The following is a 23,188-nucleotide window of genomic DNA, read 5'->3' as shown; positions in this document are numbered from 1 at the left end:
CGTCCGGGCATCTATACTTATCCTTTTGTGTTTGTTTCTCATGGGAGGAGTCATGCGGTGGATCTTATTCATCTGTTTTTTTCTACTGAGCGTCCCCGTTCAGGCGGTCACGATACCCGGCGTAACGTCCACCGCCTCCGCCAGCCCACCAGCGGAGCCCGCTGCTGAACCTGACGTTGAGCAAAAAAAAGCCGCCTACGGTGCCCTGGCAGACGTGCTGGAGAATAATGCCTCACGCCAGGAGTTGATAGGTCAACTGCGTAAAGTAGCGGCAACGCCGCCTCCTGAACCGGTCCCCACTATCGTCCCTCCCACGCTGACGGAAGAAAAAACGGTACTCGAGAACGTGACCGATGTCAGTCGCCACTACGGGGAAGCTCTCTCCAGCCGATTCGCCCAGCTTTATCGCAATATCACCGACGCTCCGCACAAAACTTTTAACCCGCAATCGTTCACCAATGCCCTGACTCACTTTTTTATGCTGGCGGTATCCGTGTTCGGATTTTACTGGTTGGTACGCTTATGTGCGTTGCCGCTGTATCGCAAAATGGGGCAATGGGCGCGGCAAAAAAATCGTGACCGCAGCAACTGGCTACAGCTTCCCGCCATGATTATTGGCGCGTTCATCATCGATTTATTGCTGCTGGCCCTGACGCTGTTTGTTGGGCAGATCTTAAGCGATCGCATGAACGCCGGCAGCCGCACTATCGCTTTCCAGCAAAGTTTGTTTCTTAATGCCTTCGCGTTGATTGAGTTCTTTAAGGCCATTTTACGCCTGATATTTTGCCCGACAGTAGCCGAGTTGCGTCCGTTCAACATTCAGACTGCAAGCGCACGCTACTGGAATCGTCGCCTGAGCTCACTCAGCAGCCTGATTGGCTACGGGCTGATCGTGGTGGTGCCCATCGTCTCGAATCAGGTCAATGTACAGGTTGGCGCCATGGCTAACGTCATCATCATGCTGTGCATTACGCTGTGGGCGCTGTATCTGATCTTCAGGAACAAGAAAGAGATCACCGAGCATTTGCAGAGTCTGGCAGAAAGGTCGCTGGCTTTTTTCAGCCTGTTTATCCGCGCCTTTGCGCTGGTTTGGCACTGGCTGGCTAGCGCCTATTTCATCGTGCTGTTTTTCTTCTCGCTGTTTGATCCGGGCAACAGCCTGAAGTTTATGATGGGAGCAACGCTGCGCAGCCTGGTGATTATCGGCATCGCCGCCTTTATTTCTGGCATGTTTTCCCGCTGGATCGCCAAAACCATTACGCTTTCACCACACACCCAGCGCAGTTATCCGGAATTGCAAAAACGCCTGAATGGTTGGCTGTCGACGGCGTTAAGCATCGCGCGGATCCTGACGGTCTGTGTCGCCATCATGTTGCTGCTCAACGCCTGGGGGCTGTTCGACTTCTGGAACTGGCTGCATTACGGCGCGGGAGAAAAAACGGTGGATATTCTGATTCGTATCGCGCTGATTTTATTCTTCTCCGCTATCGGCTGGACCCTGCTCGCCAGCCTGATTGAAAACCGCCTGACCTCGGATATCCACGGCCGGCCCCTGCCCAGCGCACGTACCCGTACACTGTTGACACTGTTTCGCAACGCGCTGGCGGTGATTATCAGCACCATCACTATCATGATCGTGTTGTCGGAAATTGGGGTCAATATTGCCCCGTTACTGGCAGGCGCGGGCGCGCTGGGGCTGGCTATCTCCTTCGGCTCGCAGACGCTGGTAAAAGATATTATTACCGGGATCTTTATCCAGTTTGAAAATGGCATGAACACCGGTGATTTGGTCACCATCGGTCCGCTAACCGGCACGGTTGAGCGCATGTCGATTCGCTCAGTCGGTGTGCGCCAGGACACCGGGGCGTACCATATTATCCCGTGGTCATCGATAACCACCTTCGCCAACTTTGTACGGGGTATTGGATCGGTCGTCGCCAATTACGACGTGGACCGCCATGAGGATGCCGATAAAGCCAATCAGGCGTTGAAAGATGCCGTTACGGCGGTGATGGAGCGTGAAGATATTCGCGGATTCATTATTGGCGAGCCGTCATTCGCGGGCATTGTCGGGTTAACCAATACGGCGTTTACGCTGCGGGTGTCGTTCACCACCTTACCGCTGAAGCAGTGGGCGGTACGCTTTGCGCTCGACAGTCAGGTGAAAAAATACTTTGATTTGGCCAACGTGCGCACGCCGGTACAGACCTACCAGGTTTTGCCCGCACCGGTGAATAGCCCCACGGCAGCAGCCGATCCGCTGCCGCCGACAGAACCGACGATTTAGCGCTGACGCGCCATAAAACGGCGACGCTGATCGTTATCCATAAAGGTCCAGGCAATAAAGCGGCTGTGCTTTTGCCCCTGGGCCATCTCTTTTTTGACCACTTTCACCGCACCCACATCCGTCAGGGCGTGGTACAGCGGTGGCAGATTTTCACCGCGTGAAACCAGCGTAGTGAACCACATCACCTGGCGACCAAAGGCCTGGCTTTCGGCGATCATTTTTTTGATAAACGCCACTTCGCCACCTTCACACCAGAGCTCCTCCTGTTTCCCACCAAAGTTCAGCGCATCGTCTTTGTCCTGTCCCAGGTTACGACGTTTACGCTCACTTCCGGCGCGGGCAGAAGCCGCTGAATCATGGAACGGCGGATTGCACAGTGTCGCTTCGAACTGTTCATTCTTATGAATAATTCCGTTGAAGATAGACGACAAATCTTTCTGACGGCGCAGGCGAATAGCACGGGTTAACCCCGGATTGCCGTTAACGATCGCCAGTGCGCTGCTCAATGCTTCCTGGCTGGTCTCACTGCCGGTAAACCGCCAGCCATATTCGTGCACGCCAATCAGCGGATAAATACAGTTTGCCCCAACGCCGACGTCCAGCACGCTCGCATTCGCCGGGATAGTTCCCGTCGTTTCGCCCAATAGATCGGCCAGATGATGAATGTAATCCGCCCGACCCGGTACCGGTGGGCACAGGTAACCTTGCGGAATATCCCAATTAGCCACCGCATAGTAATGCGCCAGCAGGGCTTTATTCAGCGCCTTCACAGCCAATGGGTTAGCAAAATCAACGCTCTGCTCGCCGCCTGGCGTAATGGTGAGGAATTGCGTCAATTCGGGCGTAACCTGGCATAACGTGGCAAGATCGTAACGGCCATTGTGGCGGTTGCGTGGGTGTAATCCCGGTTTCTGGGGGGGCATAACATTCTCCTATTAACAGCGGCGTAAGATACCCGCATAACGCCACGCGGTAAACACGCATGGCACGGAAAATCGATAATTTGTGCTGGATTTCCACAAAACAAATCGTTCAAAAAACACTCAGTTGTCCATCAATTTTTTGCGGTAAACGTCCGGCAATGACGTCCTAAACTTATCAGGCACTACCCGTTGTTTCTCAGAGGATATCATTATGAAGAAATGCCTCACACTCCTTGCCGCTACCGTACTCACCGGCATGACATTTGCGTCTTTTGCTGCACCGCCTAACACCAGTCCTGCCACCGGCCCGCTACAGGCTTCCGGAACCGTGTCGGCTACCGGCGCGTCAAGCCTGACCGATCTTGAAGACAAACTGGCGGAAAAAGCGAAAGAGCAAGGCGCAAAAGGCTTTGTGGTTAATGCTGCTGGCGGTAAAAATCAGATGTACGGTACCGCAACTATCTACAAGTAATCTCCCTCAGCCTAACTGCATTCGTCCTGAATGCAGTTTTCTTTTTTGCTCTCCGTACTCCCTGCACAATTTGTAACCATCATGTTGGAATTTTGAATCCAATGTAAATAAATGTATTTATTTTTGAATTAATGAATGCTAAAAAGTCGCACTGATTAATAATGCTTATCAAAATCATTATCAATTACGCATTTCATTACGGCGAGACCTGCAGGCGTAACATCCAAAGAGATGTCCCTTCGCACGAGTGAAACCTTCTACTCAAAAAATAATAAGCTACTCATTAACATGGATAAAAATCGCAACCTGCCGTCCAGTAGTTTCCATTCACTCACCTTTTTTGCCGGTCTGTGCATCGGCCTGTCTCCGGTCGCTCAAGCAGTCGCTGCAGGTGATCAGGATAAGAAACAAGAAGATACGCTGGTCGTAGAAGCCGCCAAACCGTCGCTGTACGCCCCCACCCACTCTGCCGATCCGAAATTCTCCCGTCCTGTTGCTGATACGACGCGCACCATGACGGTGATTTCTGAGCAGGTCATTAAGGATCAAGGGGCAACAAATCTGACCGATGCGCTAAAGAACGTGCCGGGCGTAGGCGCATTTTTCGCCGGTGAAAACGGCAACTCCACCACCGGTGACGCGATTTATATGCGTGGGGCCGATACCTCGAACAGCATTTACATCGACGGCGTTCGCGATATTGGCAGCGTGACGCGCGATACCTTCAATACCGAACAAGTTGAAGTGATTAAAGGTCCTTCCGGTACCGATTATGGCCGCAGCGCGCCGACCGGCTCCATCAACATGATCAGCAAGCAACCGCGCACTGACTCGGGCATTGATGCCTCTTCCAGCGTCGGCAGCGCCTGGTTCCGCCGCGGTACGCTGGACATCAATCAGGTCATTGGCGAGACCACCGCCGCACGATTAAACCTGATGGGCGAAAAGACGCACGATGCCGGACGCGATAACGTTAAAAATGAACGTTACGGCGTGGCCCCGTCCATCGCCTTTGGTTTAGGCACCGAAAATCGTCTGTATCTGAACTACTTGCACGTCACCCAGCACAACACGCCGGACGGCGGTGTTCCCACCATCGGCCTGCCGGGGTACTCTGCACCTTCTGCAGGAACTTCTGCCCTGAATCATTCAGGGAAAGTGGATACGCATAATTTCTATGGCACCGATTCGGATTACGACGACTCGACGACCGATACCGCGACGATGCGCTTTGAGCATGATCTGAGCGACAGCACCACCGTGCGCAATACCACGCGCTGGTCACGAGTCAAACAAGATTACCTGATGACGGCGGTGATGGGCGGCGCGTCAAATATCACGCAGCCAACCAGCAGCGTAGACACCTGGACCTGGTCGCGTCTGGCCAATACCAAAGATGTCAGCAACAAAATCCTCACCAACCAGACCAACCTGACCTCAAAATTTTATACCGGCGCCATTGGCCATGACATCAGCACCGGCGTAGAGTTTACGCGTGAAACGCAGACCAACTACGGCGTAGTGCCGATCACGCCACCGCCGGTGAATATTTACCATCCCAACAGCAACGTCAGCGTGGGTGGATTAAACCGTAACGGTGCCAACGCCAACGGCCAGACCGACACCTTCGGCATTTATGCATTCGACACCTTGCAAATTACCCGTGAGTTTGAGCTGAACGGCGGCATTCGTCTCGATAACTACCGCACCGAGTATGACAGCGCCACTGCATGCGGTGCATCCGGGCGCGGTGCTGTCGCCTGCCCGGCAGGCGTAGCCAAAGGATCGCCGGTCACCACCGTCGATACCGCTAAGTCTGGTAATCTGGTGAACTGGAAAGCGGGTGCGCTTTATCATCTGACAGATAACGGCAACATTTACATTAACTATGCGGTCTCTCAGCAACCGCCGGGTGGCAGCAATTTTGCCCTCGCCCAGAGCGGTACCGGCAACAGCGCCAACCGTACTGATTTTAAACCGCAAAAAGCAAAGACCAGCGAAATTGGCACCAAATGGGAAGTACTGGATAAGCGCCTGCTGTTAACCGCTGCGATTTTCCGCACCGACATTGAGAACGAGGTCGAGCAGAACGATGACGGTACCTGGTCCCAGTATGGGGAGAAACGCGTTGAAGGGTACGAACTGTCGGTAGCCGGCAACATTACCCCGGCATGGCAGGTGATTGGCGGATACACCCAGCAGCGCGCCACGGTCCATAACGGTAAAGACGTCGCTCAGGATGGTTCATCCTCCCTGCCGTATACACCGGAACATGCATTCACCCTGTGGAGTCAGTATCAGGCCACGGATGATATCTCCGTTGGCGCAGGCGCACGCTACGTGGGCAGTATGCATCGCGGCGCGGACGGCGCGGTGGGCACGCCATCCTTTACTGAAAGCTACTGGGTCGCGGATGCCAAACTGGGATATCGCGTAAACCGCAACCTCGATTTCCAGCTTAACGTCTATAACCTGTTTGACACCGATTATGTCTCCTCGATCAACAAGAGCGGATACCGTTACCATCCGGGTGAGCCGAGAACCTTCCTGCTCACCGCCAATATGCATTTCTGATGTATCACGTGGGGCGCAAGCCCCACTTTCAGGAGAAACACTGATGATGTACCACATTCCTGGCGTCTTATCGCCGCAGGACGTTGCCTGGTTTCGCGAACAGCTGGACTCAGCCGAGTGGATAGATGGCCGTGCTACCACAGGCGCTCAGGGCGCTCAGGTCAAAAATAACCAGCAGGTTGATACGCAGAGCGAGCGCTATGTTGCGTTACATAAAGAGGTGCTGGCCGCCGTGAACAGCAGCGCGCTGTTCTTTGCTGCAGCATTGCCAAAAACAATCTCCGCGCCGTTGTTCAATCGTTATCGGAACGCAGAGACCTACGGCTTTCACGTTGATGGCGCGGTGCGTAGCCACCCGGAAAGCGGCTGGATGCGTACCGACCTTTCCGCCACATTATTCTTAAGTGACCCCGACAGCTATGAGGGTGGAGAGTTGCGGGTCAATGACACTTACGGTCAGCATGCGGTCAAACTCCCGGCTGGCGACCTGGTGCTCTACCCTTCCAGCAGTCTGCATTGCGTTACACCGGTGACGCGCGGCGTTCGTATAGCGTCGTTTATGTGGATCCAGTCGATGATCCGCGACGATAAAAAACGCGCCATGCTCTTTGAATTGGATAAGAACATCCAGTCCCTGAAGGCACGCCACGGTGAAAACGCCGAGATCCCATCGCTGCTCAATCTCTACCATAATCTGCTGCGCGAATGGTCTGAAATCTGACGGTGCGCTTGTGCGTTCGTTTTTCATCCATATCATTCACTATAATTATTATACAAACTGAATGTACGGAGGGGCTATGGCATCCGGATGGGCAAATGACGACGCAGTGAACGAACAGATCAACAATACTATTGAAGATGCTGTCGCCCGCGCCCGTGGTGAGTTACCCACGGGTGAAAGTCTGTATGAATGCGAAGAATGTGGCAATCCTATCCCTCAGGCCCGGCGCGAGGCGGTACCTGGGGTACGTTTATGCATCGCCTGCCAGCAGGATAAATATTCACATAACACCGCATACTCAGGATATAATCGTAGAGGTTCGAAAGACAGCCAGCTACGTTGACCCTTCTTTACCAAAAGTTTCAGCGCATACGATTTCCTTTACGAGCACGGTTTTTTGCAATGAGTGTAGCAAAATGTGCCGTTGTCGCTGGCTCTGTAAATCGCAATGACAAGAACTGTAAATCCGCCTTCCGAATTTATTAATATTCAATAAGTTATTTGTCATTCAATTTTTTTGATTGATGTCGTCAATTCTATTCGATTTTCTCTCACCTAAAAAAACGTGATACTTCTCACATCGACAAAACAACGTCTACCGAACAAAACACTGACTAACAGAATAACCTGCGAGAGATTAATCATGAAAAATATCAAATATGCTGTTGCTGCCATCGCCCTGTCTACCCTGTCATTTGGCGCTTTCGCTGCCGAGCCTGTTACTTCCACTCAGGCACAGAGCATGAATAAAGTGGGCGTGGTATCTGCTGATGGCGCAAGCACGCTGGACGGCCTGGAAGCCAAACTGGCTGAAAAAGCTGCCGCTGCAGGTGCAAGTGGCTACAGCATTACGTCCGCTGTCGGCAAAGACAAAATGAGCGGCACTGCGGTTATCTACAAATAACCGACGAATTACCTGCAAGACCCAATGCTCCAACCCTCATTGACCCTGTTTGTTACCCTTTGTTTGCCCGTCCACTGGACGGGCTTTTTTTTGCTTACTGTTCCAACCGATGACGGAATTCTTGCAACACCGTCTCCGGCATCCCCACGTACTGCGCCGCCTCACAAATTGCCTGCCAGCTTCCTAAATCCAGCGGGATGCCCTGCGCCAGTCGCGCCTCACGCGTATTCACTTCCCACTCACCTGGTAGCAGAACCGGGGCGTCCTCGCCATGCGGTGACGCTTTGACCCATTTCGCAAATGCGGCAACCTGATGGTCACAATCCGGCGCGCCAAATAATTCCGGGTTTAGAATGATCGTCGTCATGCAGTTAATGATGGCGTCAGCGCTGTCCTGCAAACTGTCTTCGTGCGTAGTTTTCCCCCCGGAAAGCGCACCGCCCAGAATTTCGCACATTGCCGCCAGCGCATAGCCTTTATGCTGAGCGAAGGTAAGCAGCGAGCCCAGCGGAGACACCTGCATCACGGCGGGATCGGTAGTCGGAACGCCGTCAGCATCAATCAGACATCCTGGCGCCACTGGCTCACCCTTATGCCACGCAACGCGCGTTTTGCCAAAAGCAATGGCGCTGGTCGCATAGTCCAGCAGCAGGGGGAAATCATTCTTACGCGGAAACACGGCGCAGAAAGGGTTAGTGCCAAACCGGCTGTCACGCCCCTGAAAAGGCGCAACCATCGGGATGCCGACCACATTCACAAAGTGAACGGAAACAAAGCCTGCGGCTGCACATTGCTCTGCCCAATAGCCAATGCGTCCGATGTGATGGGAATTATGTAGCGCCACCGCGGCAATACCGAACTGACGGGCTTTCTCGATTCCCAGCGTGATAGCTTCATGTGCCGCAACCTGACCAAACGCACTGTCACCGTCAAGCGTTACCACCGCCCCCGCGTCTTTCACCACTTTCGCGTGGCGGTTTAGCTGCAAATGTCCCTGCGAAAAGGAACGAACATAGCTTGGGATCATGCCAATGCCGTGAGAATCGTGCCCGGCAAGGTTCGCGGCGATCAGATGATCGGCAACTAAGCGCGCTTCCTGCTCTTCGCTGCCCATCTGACGAAAAACGGCCTGAATAAAGCCGTGCAGCGTAGGCGCATGAAAGCGGTGTCCACTGTTCATGGTTATCTCCTGTTATGTTGCGTGTTTGTTGTGTTTCTTATTTTTCAACAAACTATGCTGCGCCACGACGCTCAGGAGGTCAATAAACGTGCAGAAATTTCACATTGCAGAAATAGCAGGAATAGCAGAAAAGGCGGGAACGGGCGGACCTGTAAATCAGGCCCGCCGGGGAGATGAGTACATCAGAAGCACTGGTCGACGCGGGTAAATCCTTCAGCCAGCGTAGCGACTTCGCCGGTTGCCACCAGGCAGCAGGCCATCTGAATCCTCAACGAGGCCGGTACCGGCTCACTTCCGGCCAGACAACGCTCTATCCAGCGCGCGGTGGTTTCCGGATCTTTTGCCACCGGCAGCGGCACTGGCTCGTCAGGCATCTCGCTCTGGCGGTCCTGCAGCACTCGTACACCAGAATGGTCTATCAGGCTGATCTGCGGGCAACGCTGTGGGTTGGCGTACACCTCCCCTTCCGTGCCGTGCATTAGCAGGCCGCGCCCGCCGATATCACCAAAGAATTTCGCTACCCGCGACACGTACTCCGGGTGCGAAACGCTGGCAAGACGCAGTGCGGCATCTTCAGCAAACGGCGTGGCTAATTTCGCGAGCGTATGCGCACTGTTGCGTACGCCCATCCGCCAGCGCATCGCCAGCTGTTTCTCCAGCGGCGGGCACAGCGCACTCACTGGGATAAACACCGGCTCATGTCCCTCAAGTTTCGCCTGCGCCTGTCCGGCATGCAGGGTAGGTGCAATCCCCATCAGGTCAAAAATGGTTTCCGTCAGCACGCGGGTTGGATCTTCGCTCACCCCGTGCACCACGACCGGGAAACCCAGCTTATGCAGCAAAATAGCCAGCAGCGGCGTCAGGTTAGCCTGCTTGCGCGCACCGTTGTAGCTGGGAATGACGATAGGCATCGGTTTGGCAACGGGCGGCGTCAGGCGAAGGGTATGGTTTTGCATCGCCTCATAAAAGCCCAGCATTTCTGCCTCACCTTCCCCTTTAATACGCAGCGCAATCAGTACGCCGCCCATCTCAAGGTCAGGTACGTCGCCGTTTAACATGTGGGTGTACAGTCCGCGAGCGGTATCCTGGTCCAGGTCACGCGCGTGATTTTTACCTCGCCCAATCTCTTTGATGATTTTGCGGTAATCCATCGATAACTCCTTGCCTGTTGCTCACATCGTTAACGCCGACGGCGGCGTGTGGGTTTCGCTTTTTCTTTTGGTTTTACTATAACGTCTGGCACACCAGGTTGCTCTATCGGAAATATGGGTAACGCATTCAGTAAACGCTGACCATAGTTTTTGGTCAATAAACGCTTATCGTAAATCACCACTTCGCCCCAGCAACCGTGACTACGAATGAGTCGCCCAACCTGCTGAATCAAATTGAACGATGCCGCAGGTAAACTCTGCACCTCAAAGGGATAGCGATTCAGGCTTTTCAGCCATTCGCCCTCAGTCACCACCACCGGGCTGTCGATGGGCGGAAACGCAATTTTGTGAATATGAACCTGGGTCAACAGGTCGCCTTTCAAATCGAGGCCTTCGGCAAAAGACTGCAGCCCAACCAGCACGCTACGCTCACCGTTTTGCACCCGCTTGCGGTGCAGTTCCACCAGTCGGTAGCGCGGCTGATCGCCCTGCACCAGCAACAGCAGACGCAGATCGGTTACGTGCTCAAGAAAACGCTGCATTGCCCGACCGCTGGCAAAGAGCACCAGCATGCCCTGATGTTTTTTACTTTCCACCTGTTCGCGGAAATAAGCCGCCATTTCGGCAATATGCTGCTCTTCGTTCTCCATCAACGGTTCGTAACGCATCTGCGGAATGACAATTTTGCCTTGCTCGACATGATTAAACGGCGAGTCCAGCGCGACAAAACGGTCCCCTGCTTTTTCTTTCAGGCCGCTCATCTCCTGCAGGCGCGAGAAACTGTTGAGCGAGCGTAAGGTGGCAGAGGTGACGATAATATGCGGCACGCTGCGCCACAGCAGGCGTTCAAGCTGATCGCTGACGCGGATCCCCACGCAGTGAAACCAGACATGCATCTGTCCGTCACGCACGTCACGCGTCACCCATTTGGTCACCGGCGCGCCTGATGACTGCGCCAGCGAAGCCAGCCGCCACAGTTTACTTTGCGCTTCAAACATACCCAGCGCCCGGTTCATCTGCAAAATAACCCGATGCAGACGAACGATATCGTGGCTGCCGGTTTTTTCGCTGAGATCGTTGAGGAACAGTTCCGCCAGACCGCGTAGCATCTCGGTGAGCTTCGCCAGGCGCTGACAAATCTCCATCACTTCCGCAGGCAGCTCGCCCATTGCAAAGCGGTGTTCGGCTTCCTGCGTGGTGGGCAGGTACAGATTGAGGATATTGTTTAGTGAGGCGATCAGCTCATACAACTCTTCACAGTGGGCGTTCAGGCGCTCTGGATTAGCCAGCGGCGGCGTGGTTTTCGGGCGAAACTGCTCCAGGCAGGTCGCCACGAGTTTGCTGAATAAATCCAGCTGCAGCCGATACCAGGGCGCGGTAATCTCGGCACTCATTTCCAGCGCATCGCGCGCGACGTCCGGCAGATGGTGGCCTTCATCAAGCACCAGCAGCAAATTTTTCGGTTCCGGTAACACCGCTTCGCTCTCCATGGCCGCCATCACTAACGCGTGGTTTGCCACCACCACTTCGGCTTCCTGGATCTCACGGCGGGCAACAAAAAATGGGCATTCACGGTAGTAATGACAGTTACGATTCAGGCAGCTGGCTTTATCGGTGCTCAGGCGCTGCCAGAGCCCGTCATCAATGGCGATATCGGTGTGATCACGCAACCCATCCCATTTGTAAGTGTCGAGGTCGCCTTTGAGCCTGGCGCAACGTTTTTGTTCTTCCTGGTTGTTGGGCGTCAGATCATCGTCGAGAAACGCCAGCAAATCCTGCTGATTGGGTTCGGTACTGGCCAAGGCCGCTAAATTACGCGGGCAGACATAGCGCCCTCGCCCAAACGCGGCGGTAAATCGCAGATCAGGGATAATTTTGCGCAGCAGCGGCAGGTCTTTACTGTAGATCTGATCCTGCAACGCGACGTTGGCGGTACTGACCACCAGCGTCTTTTGTTCTTCACGGGCAATGGCAATCCCCGGAATTAAATAGGACAGCGTTTTCCCGACGCCGGTCGGCGCTTCGATAGCCAGATGTCGCCCGTCTTCCCCAGCCAGCGTTTTCGCGACATCAGCAATCATCTGCCGCTGCGGTGCACGGGGGATAAAGTCGGGGATCTGTTCCTGAAGCGCCTTATACCAGGCGGCAATTTGCGCTTTCAACGCTGCGGTTAATGCCATGAGAAAACCTGAAATACTGTATAAACAGCCACTATTGTGGCACTTTCTGATACGCGTCGCAAAAAAAAAGCCCGGCTATTCGGCCGGGCTCGCAATTACTGTGCAGAAGACGGTCTGCGAGGACGACGCGGTGGACGCGGTTTGTCGCCTGCCGGTTTGCCTTCACTGTTACGCGGTTTCGCTTTTGGCGCACCGCCATCCTGGCGACGCGGCTGCTGACCACGGCCTGCTCCACCTTGCCCACGACCACCGCCGCCGCCACGCTGCTGGCGTCCGTTCTGGATTGGCTCGGCTTTAATCGACGGGTCCGGCGCGTAGCCATCAACCGCAATACGCGGGATCTCTTTTTTCAGCAGTTTTTCGATGTCATGCAGCAGCTTGTGCTCATCAACACACACCAGAGACAGCGCTTCACCGGTAGCCGCAGCACGACCGGTACGTCCGATGCGGTGAACATAGTCTTCCGGGACGTTTGGCAGCTCATAGTTCACCACGTGCGGCAGCTCTTCAATGTCGAGCCCGCGAGCCGCGATGTCGGTCGCCACCAGCACGCGAATATCGCCGGATTTAAAATCGGCCAGCGCACGCGTACGCGCCCCCTGAGATTTATTACCGTGGATCGCCGCGCTGCGAATACCGTCTTTATTCAGCTGTTCTGCCAGGTGGTTGGCACCATGTTTGGTACGGGTAAAGACCAGCACCTGCTGCCAGTTACCCTGGCCAATCATCTGTGACAGCAATTCACGTTTACGTTTTTTATCCACAAAGTGAACGAGCTGGCTGACCTGCTCAGACGCGGTATTACGACGCGCAACTTCAATTTCCAGCGGGTTATGCAGCAGTTTTTCTGCCAGCGACTTAATGTCGTCAGAAAACGTTGCGGAGAACAGCAGGTTTTGACGTTTAGCGGGCAGTTTAGCCAGTACGCGACGAATATCATGGATAAAGCCCATATCCAGCATACGGTCCGCTTCATCCAGTACCAGGATCTCAACCTGATCCAGTTTCACCGCGTTTTGATGTTCCAGATCGAGCAAACGGCCCGGCGTTGCCACCAGCACATCTACGCCACTGCGCAGTTTCATCATCTGCGGGTTAATGCTTACGCCGCCGAAAACCACCAGCGAGCGGACGTTCAGATACTTGCTGTAATCGCGGACGTTTTCACCAATTTGTGCCGCCAGCTCGCGGGTTGGCGTCAGGATCAGCGCACGCACCGGACGACGGCTTTTGCCATGCGGCTGATGGGTAATGAGGTGTTGTAACAGCGGCAGGGTAAAACCTGCCGTTTTCCCCGTGCCGGTCTGGGCGCTGGCCATCAGATCACGGCCTTCCAGCACGGCGGGGATTGCCTGCTGCTGAATAGGGGTAGGTTCACGGTAACCCTGCTCGGCAACGGCGCGCAAGATTTCAGGATCTAAACCAAGGGAATCAAAAGACATAACTACTCCGAACCGCCCTGACCGTTACCGGTGTCGTTTTCAGGACGATACTCGCAAAAGAGATGACAAAAACCACAATGTCATGAAGGGGCGGAGTGTAGCAGTTTTTGTGATGTACCGCATAAATTATCCCGCCAGCCGCGAAAAACAAAATAAACCACCAGACTAGACAAGTGCAGAAATCAGTCATAATCTTAATCAATCGATTGATTAATAATTTAGGCATGCCATGAATACACCCACCATGACAACTAAAGGTGAACAGGCAAAGAACCAGCTGATTGCCGCCGCGCTCGCACAGTTTGGTGAGTACGGACTGCATGCCACTACGCGCGATATTGCCGCTCAGGCCGGACAAAACATCGCCGCGATTACCTACTATTTTGGTTCAAAAGAGGATTTATATCTCGCCTGCGCCCAGTGGATCGCGGATTTTATCGGTTCACAGTTTCGCCCTCATGCTGAAGAAGCCGAGCGTCTGTTTACCCAACCCAAGCCGGATCGGGCCGCCATGCGCGAACTGATCCTGCGTGCCTGCAAAAACATGATCATGCTGTTAACCCAGGATGACACGGTGAACCTGAGCAAATTTATTTCGCGCGAACAGCTCTCCCCCACTGCAGCCTATCAGTTGGTGCATGACCAGGTGATCAACCCGCTGCATAGCCACCTGACCCGCTTAATTGCCGCTTATACGGGTCGCGATGCCAATGACACCCAAATGATCCTGCATACCCACGCCATATTGGGTGAAGTGCTGGCCTTCCGTTTGGGTAAAGAAACTATTCTGTTGCGCACGGGTTGGTCACAATTTGATGCGGATAAAACCGCGCTAATTGAACACACGATCACCTGTCACATCGATCTTATTCTGCAAGGTTTAACGCAAAGGAGTCTGGAGTCATGAAAAAACCTGTCGTTCTCGGGCTGGTTATCGCGGCCCTCGTTGCCGTGATTGCTGGTGGAACGTGGTGGTATCAAAGCCAACAAGATAACGGCCTGACCCTGTACGGCAACGTCGATATCCGCAGCGTCAATTTAAGTTTTCGCGTAGGCGGCAGGCTGGCCTCGCTGGCGGTTGACGAAGGTGATGCGATTACTGCCGGTCAGGTACTGGGCGAACTGGACTACGCCCCCTACGAAAACGCGCTGATGCAGGCGAAGGCTAACGTTGCCGCCGCACAGGCGCAGTACGACCTGATGCTGGCCGGGTATCGTGAAGAAGAAATCGCACAAACCGCGGCGGCCGTGAAGCAGGCCCAGGCGGCGTATGACTACGCGCAGAACTTTTATAATCGCCAGCTCGGATTATGGAAAAGCCGCACTATCTCAGCCAACGATCTGGAAAACGCCCGTTCTTCACGCGACCAGGCGCTGGCAACGCTGAAATCCGCGCAGGATAAACTCAGTCAATACCGCAGCGGTAATCGTCCGCAGGATATAGCCCAGGCGAAAGCGACGCTCGAACAGGCGCAGGCGCAGCTGGCGCAGGCTGAACTCGATTTGCATGACACCACGCTGACCTCCCCGTCTGACGGCACACTGCTTACCCGTGCGGTCGAGCCCGGCAGTATGCTGAACGCGGGCGGCACGGTGCTGACGCTGTCGCTTACCCGGCCGGTGTGGGTCCGCGCCTATGTGGACGAACGCAATCTGAGCCAGGCGCAGCCAGGACGTGAAATTCTGCTTTATACCGATGGCCGCCCGGATAAACCGTACCACGGCAAAATCGGCTTTGTGTCGCCAACAGCAGAGTTTACACCGAAAACGGTAGAGACCCCGGACCTGCGTACCGACCTGGTCTACCGCCTGCGTATTGTCGTGACCGATGCCGACGACGCGCTGCGTCAGGGAATGCCGGTGACGGTGAAGTTCGGTGACGAGGCGCGGCATGAATGACGCAGTCATTACCCTCAACGGGCTGGTTAAGCGTTTTGCCGGGATGGAAAAACCGGCGGTCGCCCCGCTCGACTGCACGATTCACGCAGGCTATGTCACCGGTCTGGTAGGTCCCGACGGCGCAGGGAAAACCACGCTGATGCGGATGCTGGCGGGCCTGTTGAAGCCGGACGGCGGCAGCGCGACGGTGATTGGCTTTGACCCCATTATCAACGACAGCGCCCTACATGCGGTGCTGGGCTATATGCCACAGAAATTCGGCCTGTATGAAGATTTGACCGTCATGGAGAACCTCAATCTCTATGCCGATTTACGCAGCGTTACTGGTGAAGCGCGGGAGAAAACCTTTGCCCGTCTGCTGGAGTTTACCTCGCTGGGGCCGTTTACCGGACGTCTGGCGGGGAAACTCTCCGGCGGCATGAAGCAGAAACTGGGTCTTGCCTGTACGCTGGTCGGCGAACCCAAAGTGCTGCTGCTGGATGAGCCCGGCGTGGGCGTAGACCCAATATCCCGCCGCGAATTGTGGCAAATGGTGCATGAACTGGCCGGGGATGGCATGTTGATCCTCTGGAGCACCTCGTATCTGGACGAGGCCGAGCAGTGCCGCGATGTGCTGCTGATGAACGAAGGTGAATTGCTCTATCAAGGCGATCCGACTCAGCTGACGCAAACCATGGCCGGGCGCAGTTTTTTAATGAGCAGCCCGCAGGAAAATAACCGCAAACTGCTACAACGCGCGCTCAAGTTACCGCAGGTCAGCGACGGCATGATTCAGGGGAAATCCGTGCGCCTGATTCTGAAAAAAGCGGCCACGGCGGACGATATTCGCAAGGCTGACGGCATGCCGGAAATCACCATCACCAGTACAGCCCCGCGCTTTGAAGATGCGTTTATCGATTTACTCGGCGGCGCGGGAACCTCTGAATCGCCGCTGGGCGCTATCCTGCACACCGTAGAAGGTACCGCCGGTGAAACGGTGATTGAAGCCAAAGCGCTGACCAAAAAATTCGGTGATTTTGCCGCCACCGACCATGTGGACTTTGCCGTCCAACGCGGTGAGATTTTTGGCCTGTTAGGCCCCAACGGGGCGGGTAAATCGACCACGTTTAAAATGATGTGCGGCCTTCTGGTTCCCACTTCCGGTAAAGCGCTGGTGCTGGACATGGACCTGAAGGTCAGTTCCGGAAAAGCACGCCAGCATCTGGGTTATATGGCGCAGAAATTCTCCCTGTACGGTAACCTGACGGTGGAGCAGAATCTGCGCTTTTTCTCCGGCGTCTACGGCCTGCGCGGACGCGCACAGAAAGAAAAAATCGATCGTATGAGCGAGGCGTTCGGCCTGAAGAGCATAGCCTCTCATGCCACCGACGAACTGCCGCTAGGCTTTAAGCAGCGTCTGGCGCTGGTCTGTTCGCTGATGCATGAACCCGACATCCTGTTCCTCGATGAACCGACCTCCGGGGTTGATCCCCTCACCCGTCGCGAGTTCTGGCTGCATATCAACAGCATGGTAGAAAAAGGTGTGACGGTGATGGTCACTACCCACTTTATGGACGAGGCGGAATATTGCGACCGTATCGGGCTGGTGTACCGCGGTAAGCTAATCGCCAGCGGCACGCCGGACGACCTGAAAGCGCAGGCGGCCGATAACGACACGCCGGACCCGACTATGGAGCAGGCGTTTATCACGCTTATCAATGACTGGGATAAGGAGCACGCACATGAGTAATCACGCGCTTTCATGGCGACGCGTGCGCGCGCTGTGCATTAAAGAAACGCGGCAGATCGTGCGCGATCCCAGTAGCTGGCTGATTGCCGTGGTGATCCCATTACTGTTGCTGTTTATCTTCGGCTACGGGATTAACCTCGATTCCAGCAAGCTGCGGGTGGGGATTTTGCTCGAGCAACAGAGCGAAGAGGCGCTGGATTTTACCCATACCATGACCGGCTCGCCGTATATTGACGCCACCATCAGCGACAACCGCCAGGAGTTAGTTGAGAAAATGCAGGCCGGGCGTATTCGCGGACTGGTGGTGATCCCGGTGGATTTTGCCCAGCAGATGGCGCGGCCAAACGATATTGCGCCCATTCAGGTGATCACCGATGGCAGCGAACCGAACACCGCCAACTTTGTGCAAGGCTATGTGGAAGGCATCTGGCAGATTTGGCAAAAGCAGCGGGCAGAAGACCGCGGCGAATCGTTTGAACCGCTGATCGACGTGCAGACCCGCTACTGGTTCAACCCGGCGGCGATCAGCCAGCATTTTATTATTCCAGGAGCGGTGACCATTATTATGACGGTCATCGGCGCGATCCTGACCTCATTAGTGGTCGCACGTGAATGGGAGCGCGGTACCATGGAAGCGCTGCTGTCGACCGAAGTCACCCGCGTCGAATTGCTGCTGTGTAAACTGATCCCCTATTATTTTCTCGGCATGCTGGCGATGCTGCTGTGTATGCTGGTGTCGGTGTTTATTCTTGGCGTGCCCTATCGCGGTTCTCTGCTGATCCTGTTTTTTATCACCAGCCTGTTTCTGCTCAGTACGCTTGGCATGGGATTACTGATCTCCACCATCACCCGCAACCAGTTTAATGCCGCGCAGGTGGCGCTCAACGCCGCTTTCCTGCCATCTATTATGCTGTCGGGCTTTATCTTCCAGATAGACAGCATGCCCGCCATTATTCGCGCGGTGACGTATATCATTCCCGCACGTTATTTCGTCAGCACCCTGCAAAGCCTGTTTCTGGCGGGAAATATTCCGGTAGTGTTGATCATCAACGTGCTGTTTTTAATCGCTTCGGCGGTGATGTTTATTGGTCTGACGTGGCTTAAAACCAAACGTCGGCTGGATTGAGGGGACGGCCATGTTTCATCGTTTATGGACATTAATTCGCAAAGAGCTGCAGTCGCTGTTACGCGAGCCGCAGACGCGGGCGATCCTGATTTTACCGGTTCTGATTCAGGTGATCCTGTTTCCGTTTGCAGCCACGTTAGAAGTGACCAACGCCACTATCGCCATCTATAACGAAGACAACGGCAAGCATTCAGTGGAATTAACACAGCGCTTTGCCCGCGCCAGCGCCTTTACCCATATCCTGCTGCTGAAAAGCCCGCAGGAGATCCAACCGACCATCGACACGCAAAAAGCCCTGTTACTGGTGCGCTTCCCGGCCGACTTTTCGCGTAATCTGGATACCTTCCAACAAGCACCTATGCAGCTGATCCTTGACGGGCGCAACTCAAACAGCGCGCAGATCGCAGCGAATTATCTGCAACAGATCGTTAAGGAATACCAGCAAGAGTTGATGGACGGCAAAGCGAAGCCGAACAACAGCGAACTGGTGGTGCGTAACTGGTATAACCCGAATCTGGATTACAAATGGTTTGTCGTTCCGTCGCTGATCGCCATGATCACCACCATCGGAGTGATGATCGTCACCTCGCTGTCGGTAGCCCGCGAACGTGAGCAGGGCACGCTGGATCAGCTGCTGGTCTCTCCGCTCACCACCTGGCAAATTTTCATTGGCAAAGCGGTGCCTGCGCTGATCGTGGCTACCTTTCAGGCCACTATCGTGCTGGCTATTGGCATCTGGGCCTATCACATTCCGTTTGCCGGTTCGCTGGGCTTGTTCTACTTCACGATGGTGATTTACGGGTTGTCGTTGGTGGGCTTTGGTCTGCTGATTTCATCGCTGTGTTCAACCCAGCAGCAGGCGTTTATCGGCGTGTTCGTCTTTATGATGCCGGCAATTTTACTGTCAGGATACGTTTCTCCGGTCGAAAACATGCCGGTCTGGCTGCAGAATCTGACGTGGATAAACCCAATCCGTCACTTTACGGACATCACGAAACAGATTTACCTGAAGGATGCGAGCCTGAAGATTGTCTGGGGAAGTTTGTGGCCACTGTTGGTGATAGCGGCCACGACCGGATCAGCGGCGTATGCGATGTTTAGACGCAAAGTGATGTAGTTTTTTGTCTTTCGCCAGCAGCGAAATCACTGCGGGTCCGGCAAGGATCGCCAGTCCCGCTAACGCCAGTAAGACGTTGTTTTGCAGCACGCGGGACAGCAGCCACAGCACGATCATCGCCGCACCGAAATACCACGTGGTGGTCAGCTCTTCCAGTACGTCGGCGACATCACGCCAGCGCTGTTCATGATGACGCTGCAGCGCCAGCATTAATAAAACCGTGACGCCATAAACGACGCATAATCCCAGGCCGACGCGCACCAGCGTGCCGCTCATCCAGCCCATTACCAGCAATGCCACTACCAGTAAATGCAACACAATCTGCCAGCAACTAAGACCTGTTGCGACACGAACACGTTGTTGCCACCTCATGGCTTTTCTCCTGAAGGATCTTTAACTAATTGTTCAGAGTACCGGACTTTACGGAAAATTCCGTAACACCGCATCCTTTTGTGACGCCGACTACACTATTTAAAGGAAAAATGACGCCGACAGGAGAATCATGAGCGGACAAACAGTTCGATTTTCATTCAATGTGCTCACAATTAATACTCACAAAGGTTTTACCGCCTTTAATAAGCGATTTATTTTGCCTGAGCTACGCGATGCCGTCAGAACGGTCGGTGCGGACATTGTGTGCCTGCAGGAAGTGATGGGCGCGCACGAGGTTCACCCTCTGCACGTGGAGAACTGGCCAGATACCACGCACTATGAATTTCTCGCAGATACCATGTGGAGCGACTTCGCCTACGGACGCAATGCCGTGTATCCGCAGGGGCATCACGGTAACGCGGTGCTGTCGCGCTATCCCATTGAACATTATGAGAATCGTGATGTATCCGTCGGCAGCAGTGAAAAGCGCGGTGTGCTTTACTGCCGCATCGTGCCGCCGATGCTCCCTCACCCCATCCATGTGATGTGTGTACATCTTGGTTTGCGTGAAGCCCACCGCCAGGCGCAGTTGACCATGCTGGCGGATTGGGTCAATGCCCTGCCTGAAACGGAACCCGTGGTGGTAGCCGGGGATTTCAACGACTGGCGGCAAAAGGCCAATCATCCTTTGAAAACGCAGGCCGGTCTTGACGAGATTTTTACCCGCGCCCACGGACGCCCGGCGCGTACCTTTCCGGTACGTTTGCCGCTGCTGCGCCTCGACAGGATCTATGTGAAAAATGCCAATGCCAGTATTCCGACGGCGCTGGCGCTACGTCACTGGCGACATTTGTCCGACCATGCCCCCCTGAGCGCGGAGATTCATTTATGAAATATGGCTGGCGTGAAGGCAATCAAATTCAGCTGCTGGAAAATGGCGACCAGTACTACCCCGCCGTGTTTAAGGCCATTGAACAGGCGCAGCAAAAAATCATCCTTGAGACTTTTATCTGGTTTGAAGATGCGGTCGGGAAACAATTGCATGCGGCACTGCTCAGTGCGGCACAGCGTGGTGTTAAAGCCGAAGTGCTGCTCGACGGCTACGGGTCACCGGATCTCAGCGAGGAATTTGTCAGCGAACTCACCACCGCGGGCGTGGTTTTCCGCTATTACGACCCACGCCCGCGGTTGTTCGGCATGCGGACCAACCTTTTTCGCCGCATGCACCGCAAAATTGTGGTGATTGACGACCGTGTCGCTTTCGTCGGCGGGATTAACTATTCCGCCGAGCATATGTCCGATTACGGCCCAGAGGCCAAGCAGGACTACGCCGTGCGAATTGAAGGTCCCATCGTGGCAGACATCCTGACCTTCGTGCTGGAAAACCTGCCGGGGCAAAGCGCCGTGCGCCGCTGGTGGCGACGTCATCATCGGGCAATCGAAAATCGCCAGCCCGGCGAGGCGCAGGCGCTGTTTGTCTGGCGCGATAACGAAGAACATCGTGATGATATTGAACGCCATTATTTGAAAATGCTCACCCAGGCCAAACGCGAAGTGATCATTGCCAACGCCTATTTCTTTCCCGGCTATCGCCTGCTGCATGCGCTGCGCAAAGCGGCGCGACGCGGCGTGCGGGTCAAACTGATAGTGCAGGGTGAACCGGATATGCCGATTGTGAAAGTCGGCGCTCGCCTGCTGTACAACTATCTGGTGAAAGGCGGCGTCCAGGTGTATGAATACCGTCGCAGACCCCTGCACGGCAAAGTCGCGCTAATGGACGATCACTGGGCGACGGTGGGCTCCAGCAACCTCGACCCGCTCAGCCTGTCGCTGAATCTGGAGGCCAACATCATTATCCATGACCGCGCATTTAACCAGGTCCTGCGGGACAATCTGCATCCCATTATTACCGAGGATTGCCAGCAGGTAGATGAATCGATGCTGCCCAGACGCACCTGGTGGAACCTGACCAAGAGCGTGCTGGCGTTCCACTTTTTACGCCACTTTCCGGCGCTGGTCGGCTGGCTACCGGCGCACACGCCGCACCTTACCGAAGTCGCGCCTCCCGCGCAGCCGACTCTGGAAACGCAGGACCGCATTCAGGCTGAAGATGCAGGAGGGAAACCCTGATGGCGAAAGCATCTCCCCGCTGGCGGTTAGCAAAAAAGATCCTCACCTGGCTGTTTTTTATCGCGGTGATCGTACTGCTGGTGGTGTATGCCAGCAAGGTCAACTGGGAAGAGGTCTGGTCGGTTATCCGGGATTACAACCGCCTCGCCCTGCTCAGCGCCATTGGTCTGGTCATCGTCAGCTATCTGCTGTACGGCTGTTATGACCTGCTCGGACGCTATTATTGCGGACACAAGCTGGCAAAACGTCAGGTGATGCTGGTGTCGTTTATCTGCTACGCCTTCAACCTGACGTTAAGCACCTGGGTGGGCGGCATTGGCATGCGCTATCGACTCTATTCCCGCCTCGGATTACCGGGCAGCACGATCACGCGCATTTTCTCACTCAGCATTACCACCAACTGGCTGGGCTATATTCTGCTCGGCGGGTTTATTTTTACCTTCGGCGTCGTTCAACTGCCCGCACACTGGTATATCGACGAGGCCACACTGCGCATTCTGGGTATCGTACTGCTGCTGATTATTGTCATTTATCTGTGGTGTTGCGCCTTCGCTAAACATCGGCATATCACGATTAAAGGGCAAAAACTGGTGCTGCCATCGTGGAAATTCGCGCTGGCTCAGATGGCCATCTCCGGGGCAAACTGGATGGTGATGGGAGCGATTATCTGGCTGTTATTAGGCCAGGATATCCATTATTTCTTCGTGCTGGGCGTGCTACTGGTCAGCAGTATCGCCGGGGTTATCGTACATATTCCGGCGGGTATCGGCGTGCTGGAAGCGGTATTCATGGCACTGCTGGCGGGCGAAAATACCTCGCAAGGCACGATCATCGCCGCCCTGCTCGCGTATCGCGTACTGTATTATTTTATCCCGCTGCTGCTGGCGTTGATGTGTTACTTGTTGCTGGAGAGTCGGGCGAAAAAACTGCGGGCAAAAAACGAGAAGGCGATGGCGAAATAACCGTGAAGGTTATTGCCGG

20 protein-coding genes are annotated in these 23,188 nt (G+C 54.7%); 14 read left to right on the top strand and 6 right to left on the bottom strand.

The window, feature by feature from the left end; all coding sequences use genetic code 11:
- Positions 1 to 52: 52 nt before the first annotated feature.
- Positions 53 to 2,287 (top strand): mechanosensitive channel protein, encoded by a 2,235-nt coding sequence (gene ybiO, locus FDW88_RS08045; RefSeq protein WP_137362346.1) that lies wholly within the window; start codon positions 53 to 55, stop codon positions 2,285 to 2,287.
- On the opposite strand, the gene rlmF is transcribed toward ybiO, so the two are convergent.
- The gene (gene rlmF / locus FDW88_RS08040) at positions 2,284 to 3,210 is read right to left on the bottom strand and encodes a 23S rRNA (adenine(1618)-N(6))-methyltransferase RlmF (protein WP_096757756.1); all 927 of its coding nucleotides are present in this window, start codon (positions 3,208 to 3,210) and stop codon (positions 2,284 to 2,286) included. The genes ybiO and rlmF overlap by 4 nt on opposite strands.
- A 211-nt stretch (positions 3,211 to 3,421) precedes the next feature.
- On the opposite strand from rlmF, the gene mcbA reads away from it, so the two are divergent.
- The 5 genes from mcbA to ybiJ all read left to right on the top strand — a co-directional run bounded on the left by mcbA (position 3,422) and on the right by ybiJ (position 7,881).
- Positions 3,422 to 3,682 (top strand): DUF1471 family periplasmic protein McbA, encoded by a 261-nt coding sequence (gene mcbA / locus FDW88_RS08035; RefSeq protein WP_096757757.1) that lies wholly within the window; start codon positions 3,422 to 3,424, stop codon positions 3,680 to 3,682.
- Positions 3,683 to 3,970: 288 nt separating this feature from the next.
- Positions 3,971 to 6,256 (top strand): catecholate siderophore receptor Fiu, encoded by a 2,286-nt coding sequence (locus FDW88_RS08030; RefSeq protein ID WP_137362345.1) that lies wholly within the window; start codon positions 3,971 to 3,973, stop codon positions 6,254 to 6,256.
- Positions 6,257 to 6,299: 43 nt separating this feature from the next.
- Positions 6,300 to 6,977, top strand: a complete 678-nt coding sequence (ybiX, locus tag FDW88_RS08025; RefSeq protein WP_137362344.1) for a PKHD-type hydroxylase YbiX — start codon at positions 6,300 to 6,302, stop codon at positions 6,975 to 6,977.
- 76 nt (positions 6,978 to 7,053) lie between these two features.
- Positions 7,054 to 7,320, top strand: coding sequence for a DksA/TraR family C4-type zinc finger protein (locus FDW88_RS08020; protein ID WP_137362343.1), 267 nt, complete (start codon positions 7,054 to 7,056; stop codon positions 7,318 to 7,320).
- Positions 7,321 to 7,620: 300 nt separating this feature from the next.
- Positions 7,621 to 7,881 (top strand): DUF1471 family protein YbiJ, encoded by a 261-nt coding sequence (ybiJ, locus tag FDW88_RS08015; RefSeq protein ID WP_096757760.1) that lies wholly within the window; start codon positions 7,621 to 7,623, stop codon positions 7,879 to 7,881.
- A gap of 94 nt (positions 7,882 to 7,975) precedes the next feature.
- Here ybiJ and FDW88_RS08010 read toward each other — a convergent pair whose 3' ends face one another.
- The 4 genes from FDW88_RS08010 to rhlE form a co-directional block, all read right to left on the bottom strand.
- On the bottom strand, positions 7,976 to 9,061 hold the full coding sequence (locus FDW88_RS08010) for a malate/lactate/ureidoglycolate dehydrogenase (protein WP_137362342.1): 1,086 nt from the start codon (positions 9,059 to 9,061) through the stop codon (positions 7,976 to 7,978).
- Between the two features lie 182 nt (positions 9,062 to 9,243).
- Positions 9,244 to 10,212: a DNA-binding protein YbiB gene (gene ybiB / locus FDW88_RS08005; protein ID WP_117341672.1), complete on the bottom strand. Its 969-nt coding sequence runs from the start codon at positions 10,210 to 10,212 to the stop codon at positions 9,244 to 9,246.
- Positions 10,213 to 10,241: 29 nt separating this feature from the next.
- On the bottom strand, positions 10,242 to 12,392 hold the full coding sequence (gene dinG / locus FDW88_RS08000) for an ATP-dependent DNA helicase DinG (RefSeq protein ID WP_137362341.1): 2,151 nt from the start codon (positions 12,390 to 12,392) through the stop codon (positions 10,242 to 10,244).
- A 95-nt stretch (positions 12,393 to 12,487) separates the two neighbouring features.
- Positions 12,488 to 13,834 carry an ATP-dependent RNA helicase RhlE gene (gene rhlE, locus FDW88_RS07995; RefSeq protein WP_096757764.1) on the bottom strand — a complete coding sequence of 449 codons (1,347 nt, stop codon included), beginning with the start codon at positions 13,832 to 13,834 and terminating at the stop codon, positions 12,488 to 12,490.
- A 229-nt stretch (positions 13,835 to 14,063) separates the two neighbouring features.
- Between rhlE and cecR the strand changes: the two genes are divergently transcribed.
- From cecR to FDW88_RS07970, 5 genes are read left to right on the top strand one after another with little or no spacing between them, the layout of a single operon-like run.
- Complete coding sequence (gene cecR, locus FDW88_RS07990; protein WP_137362340.1) at positions 14,064 to 14,741, top strand: transcriptional regulator CecR; 678 nt, start codon at positions 14,064 to 14,066, stop codon at positions 14,739 to 14,741.
- Positions 14,738 to 15,733, top strand: coding sequence for a secretion protein HlyD (hlyD, locus tag FDW88_RS07985; protein ID WP_137362339.1), 996 nt, complete (start codon positions 14,738 to 14,740; stop codon positions 15,731 to 15,733). Before cecR ends, hlyD begins: the two co-directional genes overlap by 4 nt.
- Positions 15,726 to 17,462, top strand: coding sequence for an ATP-binding cassette domain-containing protein (locus tag FDW88_RS07980; RefSeq protein WP_137362338.1), 1,737 nt, complete (start codon positions 15,726 to 15,728; stop codon positions 17,460 to 17,462). The genes hlyD and FDW88_RS07980 overlap by 8 nt, the downstream gene beginning before the upstream one ends.
- Positions 17,455 to 18,588 (top strand): ABC transporter permease, encoded by a 1,134-nt coding sequence (locus FDW88_RS07975; protein ID WP_115258998.1) that lies wholly within the window; start codon positions 17,455 to 17,457, stop codon positions 18,586 to 18,588. Before FDW88_RS07980 ends, FDW88_RS07975 begins: the two co-directional genes overlap by 8 nt.
- A 10-nt stretch (positions 18,589 to 18,598) precedes the next feature.
- Positions 18,599 to 19,705 (top strand): ABC transporter permease, encoded by a 1,107-nt coding sequence (locus FDW88_RS07970; protein ID WP_096757769.1) that lies wholly within the window; start codon positions 18,599 to 18,601, stop codon positions 19,703 to 19,705.
- On the opposite strand, the gene FDW88_RS07965 is transcribed toward FDW88_RS07970, so the two are convergent.
- Entirely contained in the window at positions 19,667 to 20,077 is a 411-nt protein-coding gene (locus tag FDW88_RS07965; RefSeq protein WP_115258999.1) for a YbhQ family protein, read from the bottom strand. The genes FDW88_RS07970 and FDW88_RS07965 overlap by 39 nt on opposite strands.
- 130 nt (positions 20,078 to 20,207) lie before the next feature.
- Between FDW88_RS07965 and FDW88_RS07960 the strand changes: the two genes are divergently transcribed.
- Genes FDW88_RS07960 through FDW88_RS07950 form a run of 3 tightly spaced genes read left to right on the top strand, consistent with a single transcriptional unit; the run spans position 20,208 to position 23,169 of the window.
- Complete coding sequence (locus FDW88_RS07960; RefSeq protein WP_115259000.1) at positions 20,208 to 20,969, top strand: endonuclease/exonuclease/phosphatase family protein; 762 nt, start codon at positions 20,208 to 20,210, stop codon at positions 20,967 to 20,969.
- On the top strand, positions 20,966 to 22,207 hold the full coding sequence (clsB, locus tag FDW88_RS07955) for a cardiolipin synthase ClsB (protein ID WP_137362337.1): 1,242 nt from the start codon (positions 20,966 to 20,968) through the stop codon (positions 22,205 to 22,207). Before FDW88_RS07960 ends, clsB begins: the two co-directional genes overlap by 4 nt.
- Positions 22,207 to 23,169, top strand: coding sequence for a YbhN family protein (locus tag FDW88_RS07950; RefSeq protein WP_096757773.1), 963 nt, complete (start codon positions 22,207 to 22,209; stop codon positions 23,167 to 23,169). Before clsB ends, FDW88_RS07950 begins: the two co-directional genes overlap by 1 nt.
- The last annotated feature ends 19 nt before the right edge of the window (positions 23,170 to 23,188 follow it).

It is taken from the genome of Citrobacter sp. wls829 (assembly GCF_005280825.1).
Taxonomy (GTDB): domain Bacteria; phylum Pseudomonadota; class Gammaproteobacteria; order Enterobacterales; family Enterobacteriaceae; genus Citrobacter; species Citrobacter gillenii.
This window is presented reverse-complemented; position numbering and strand designations above follow the sequence as displayed.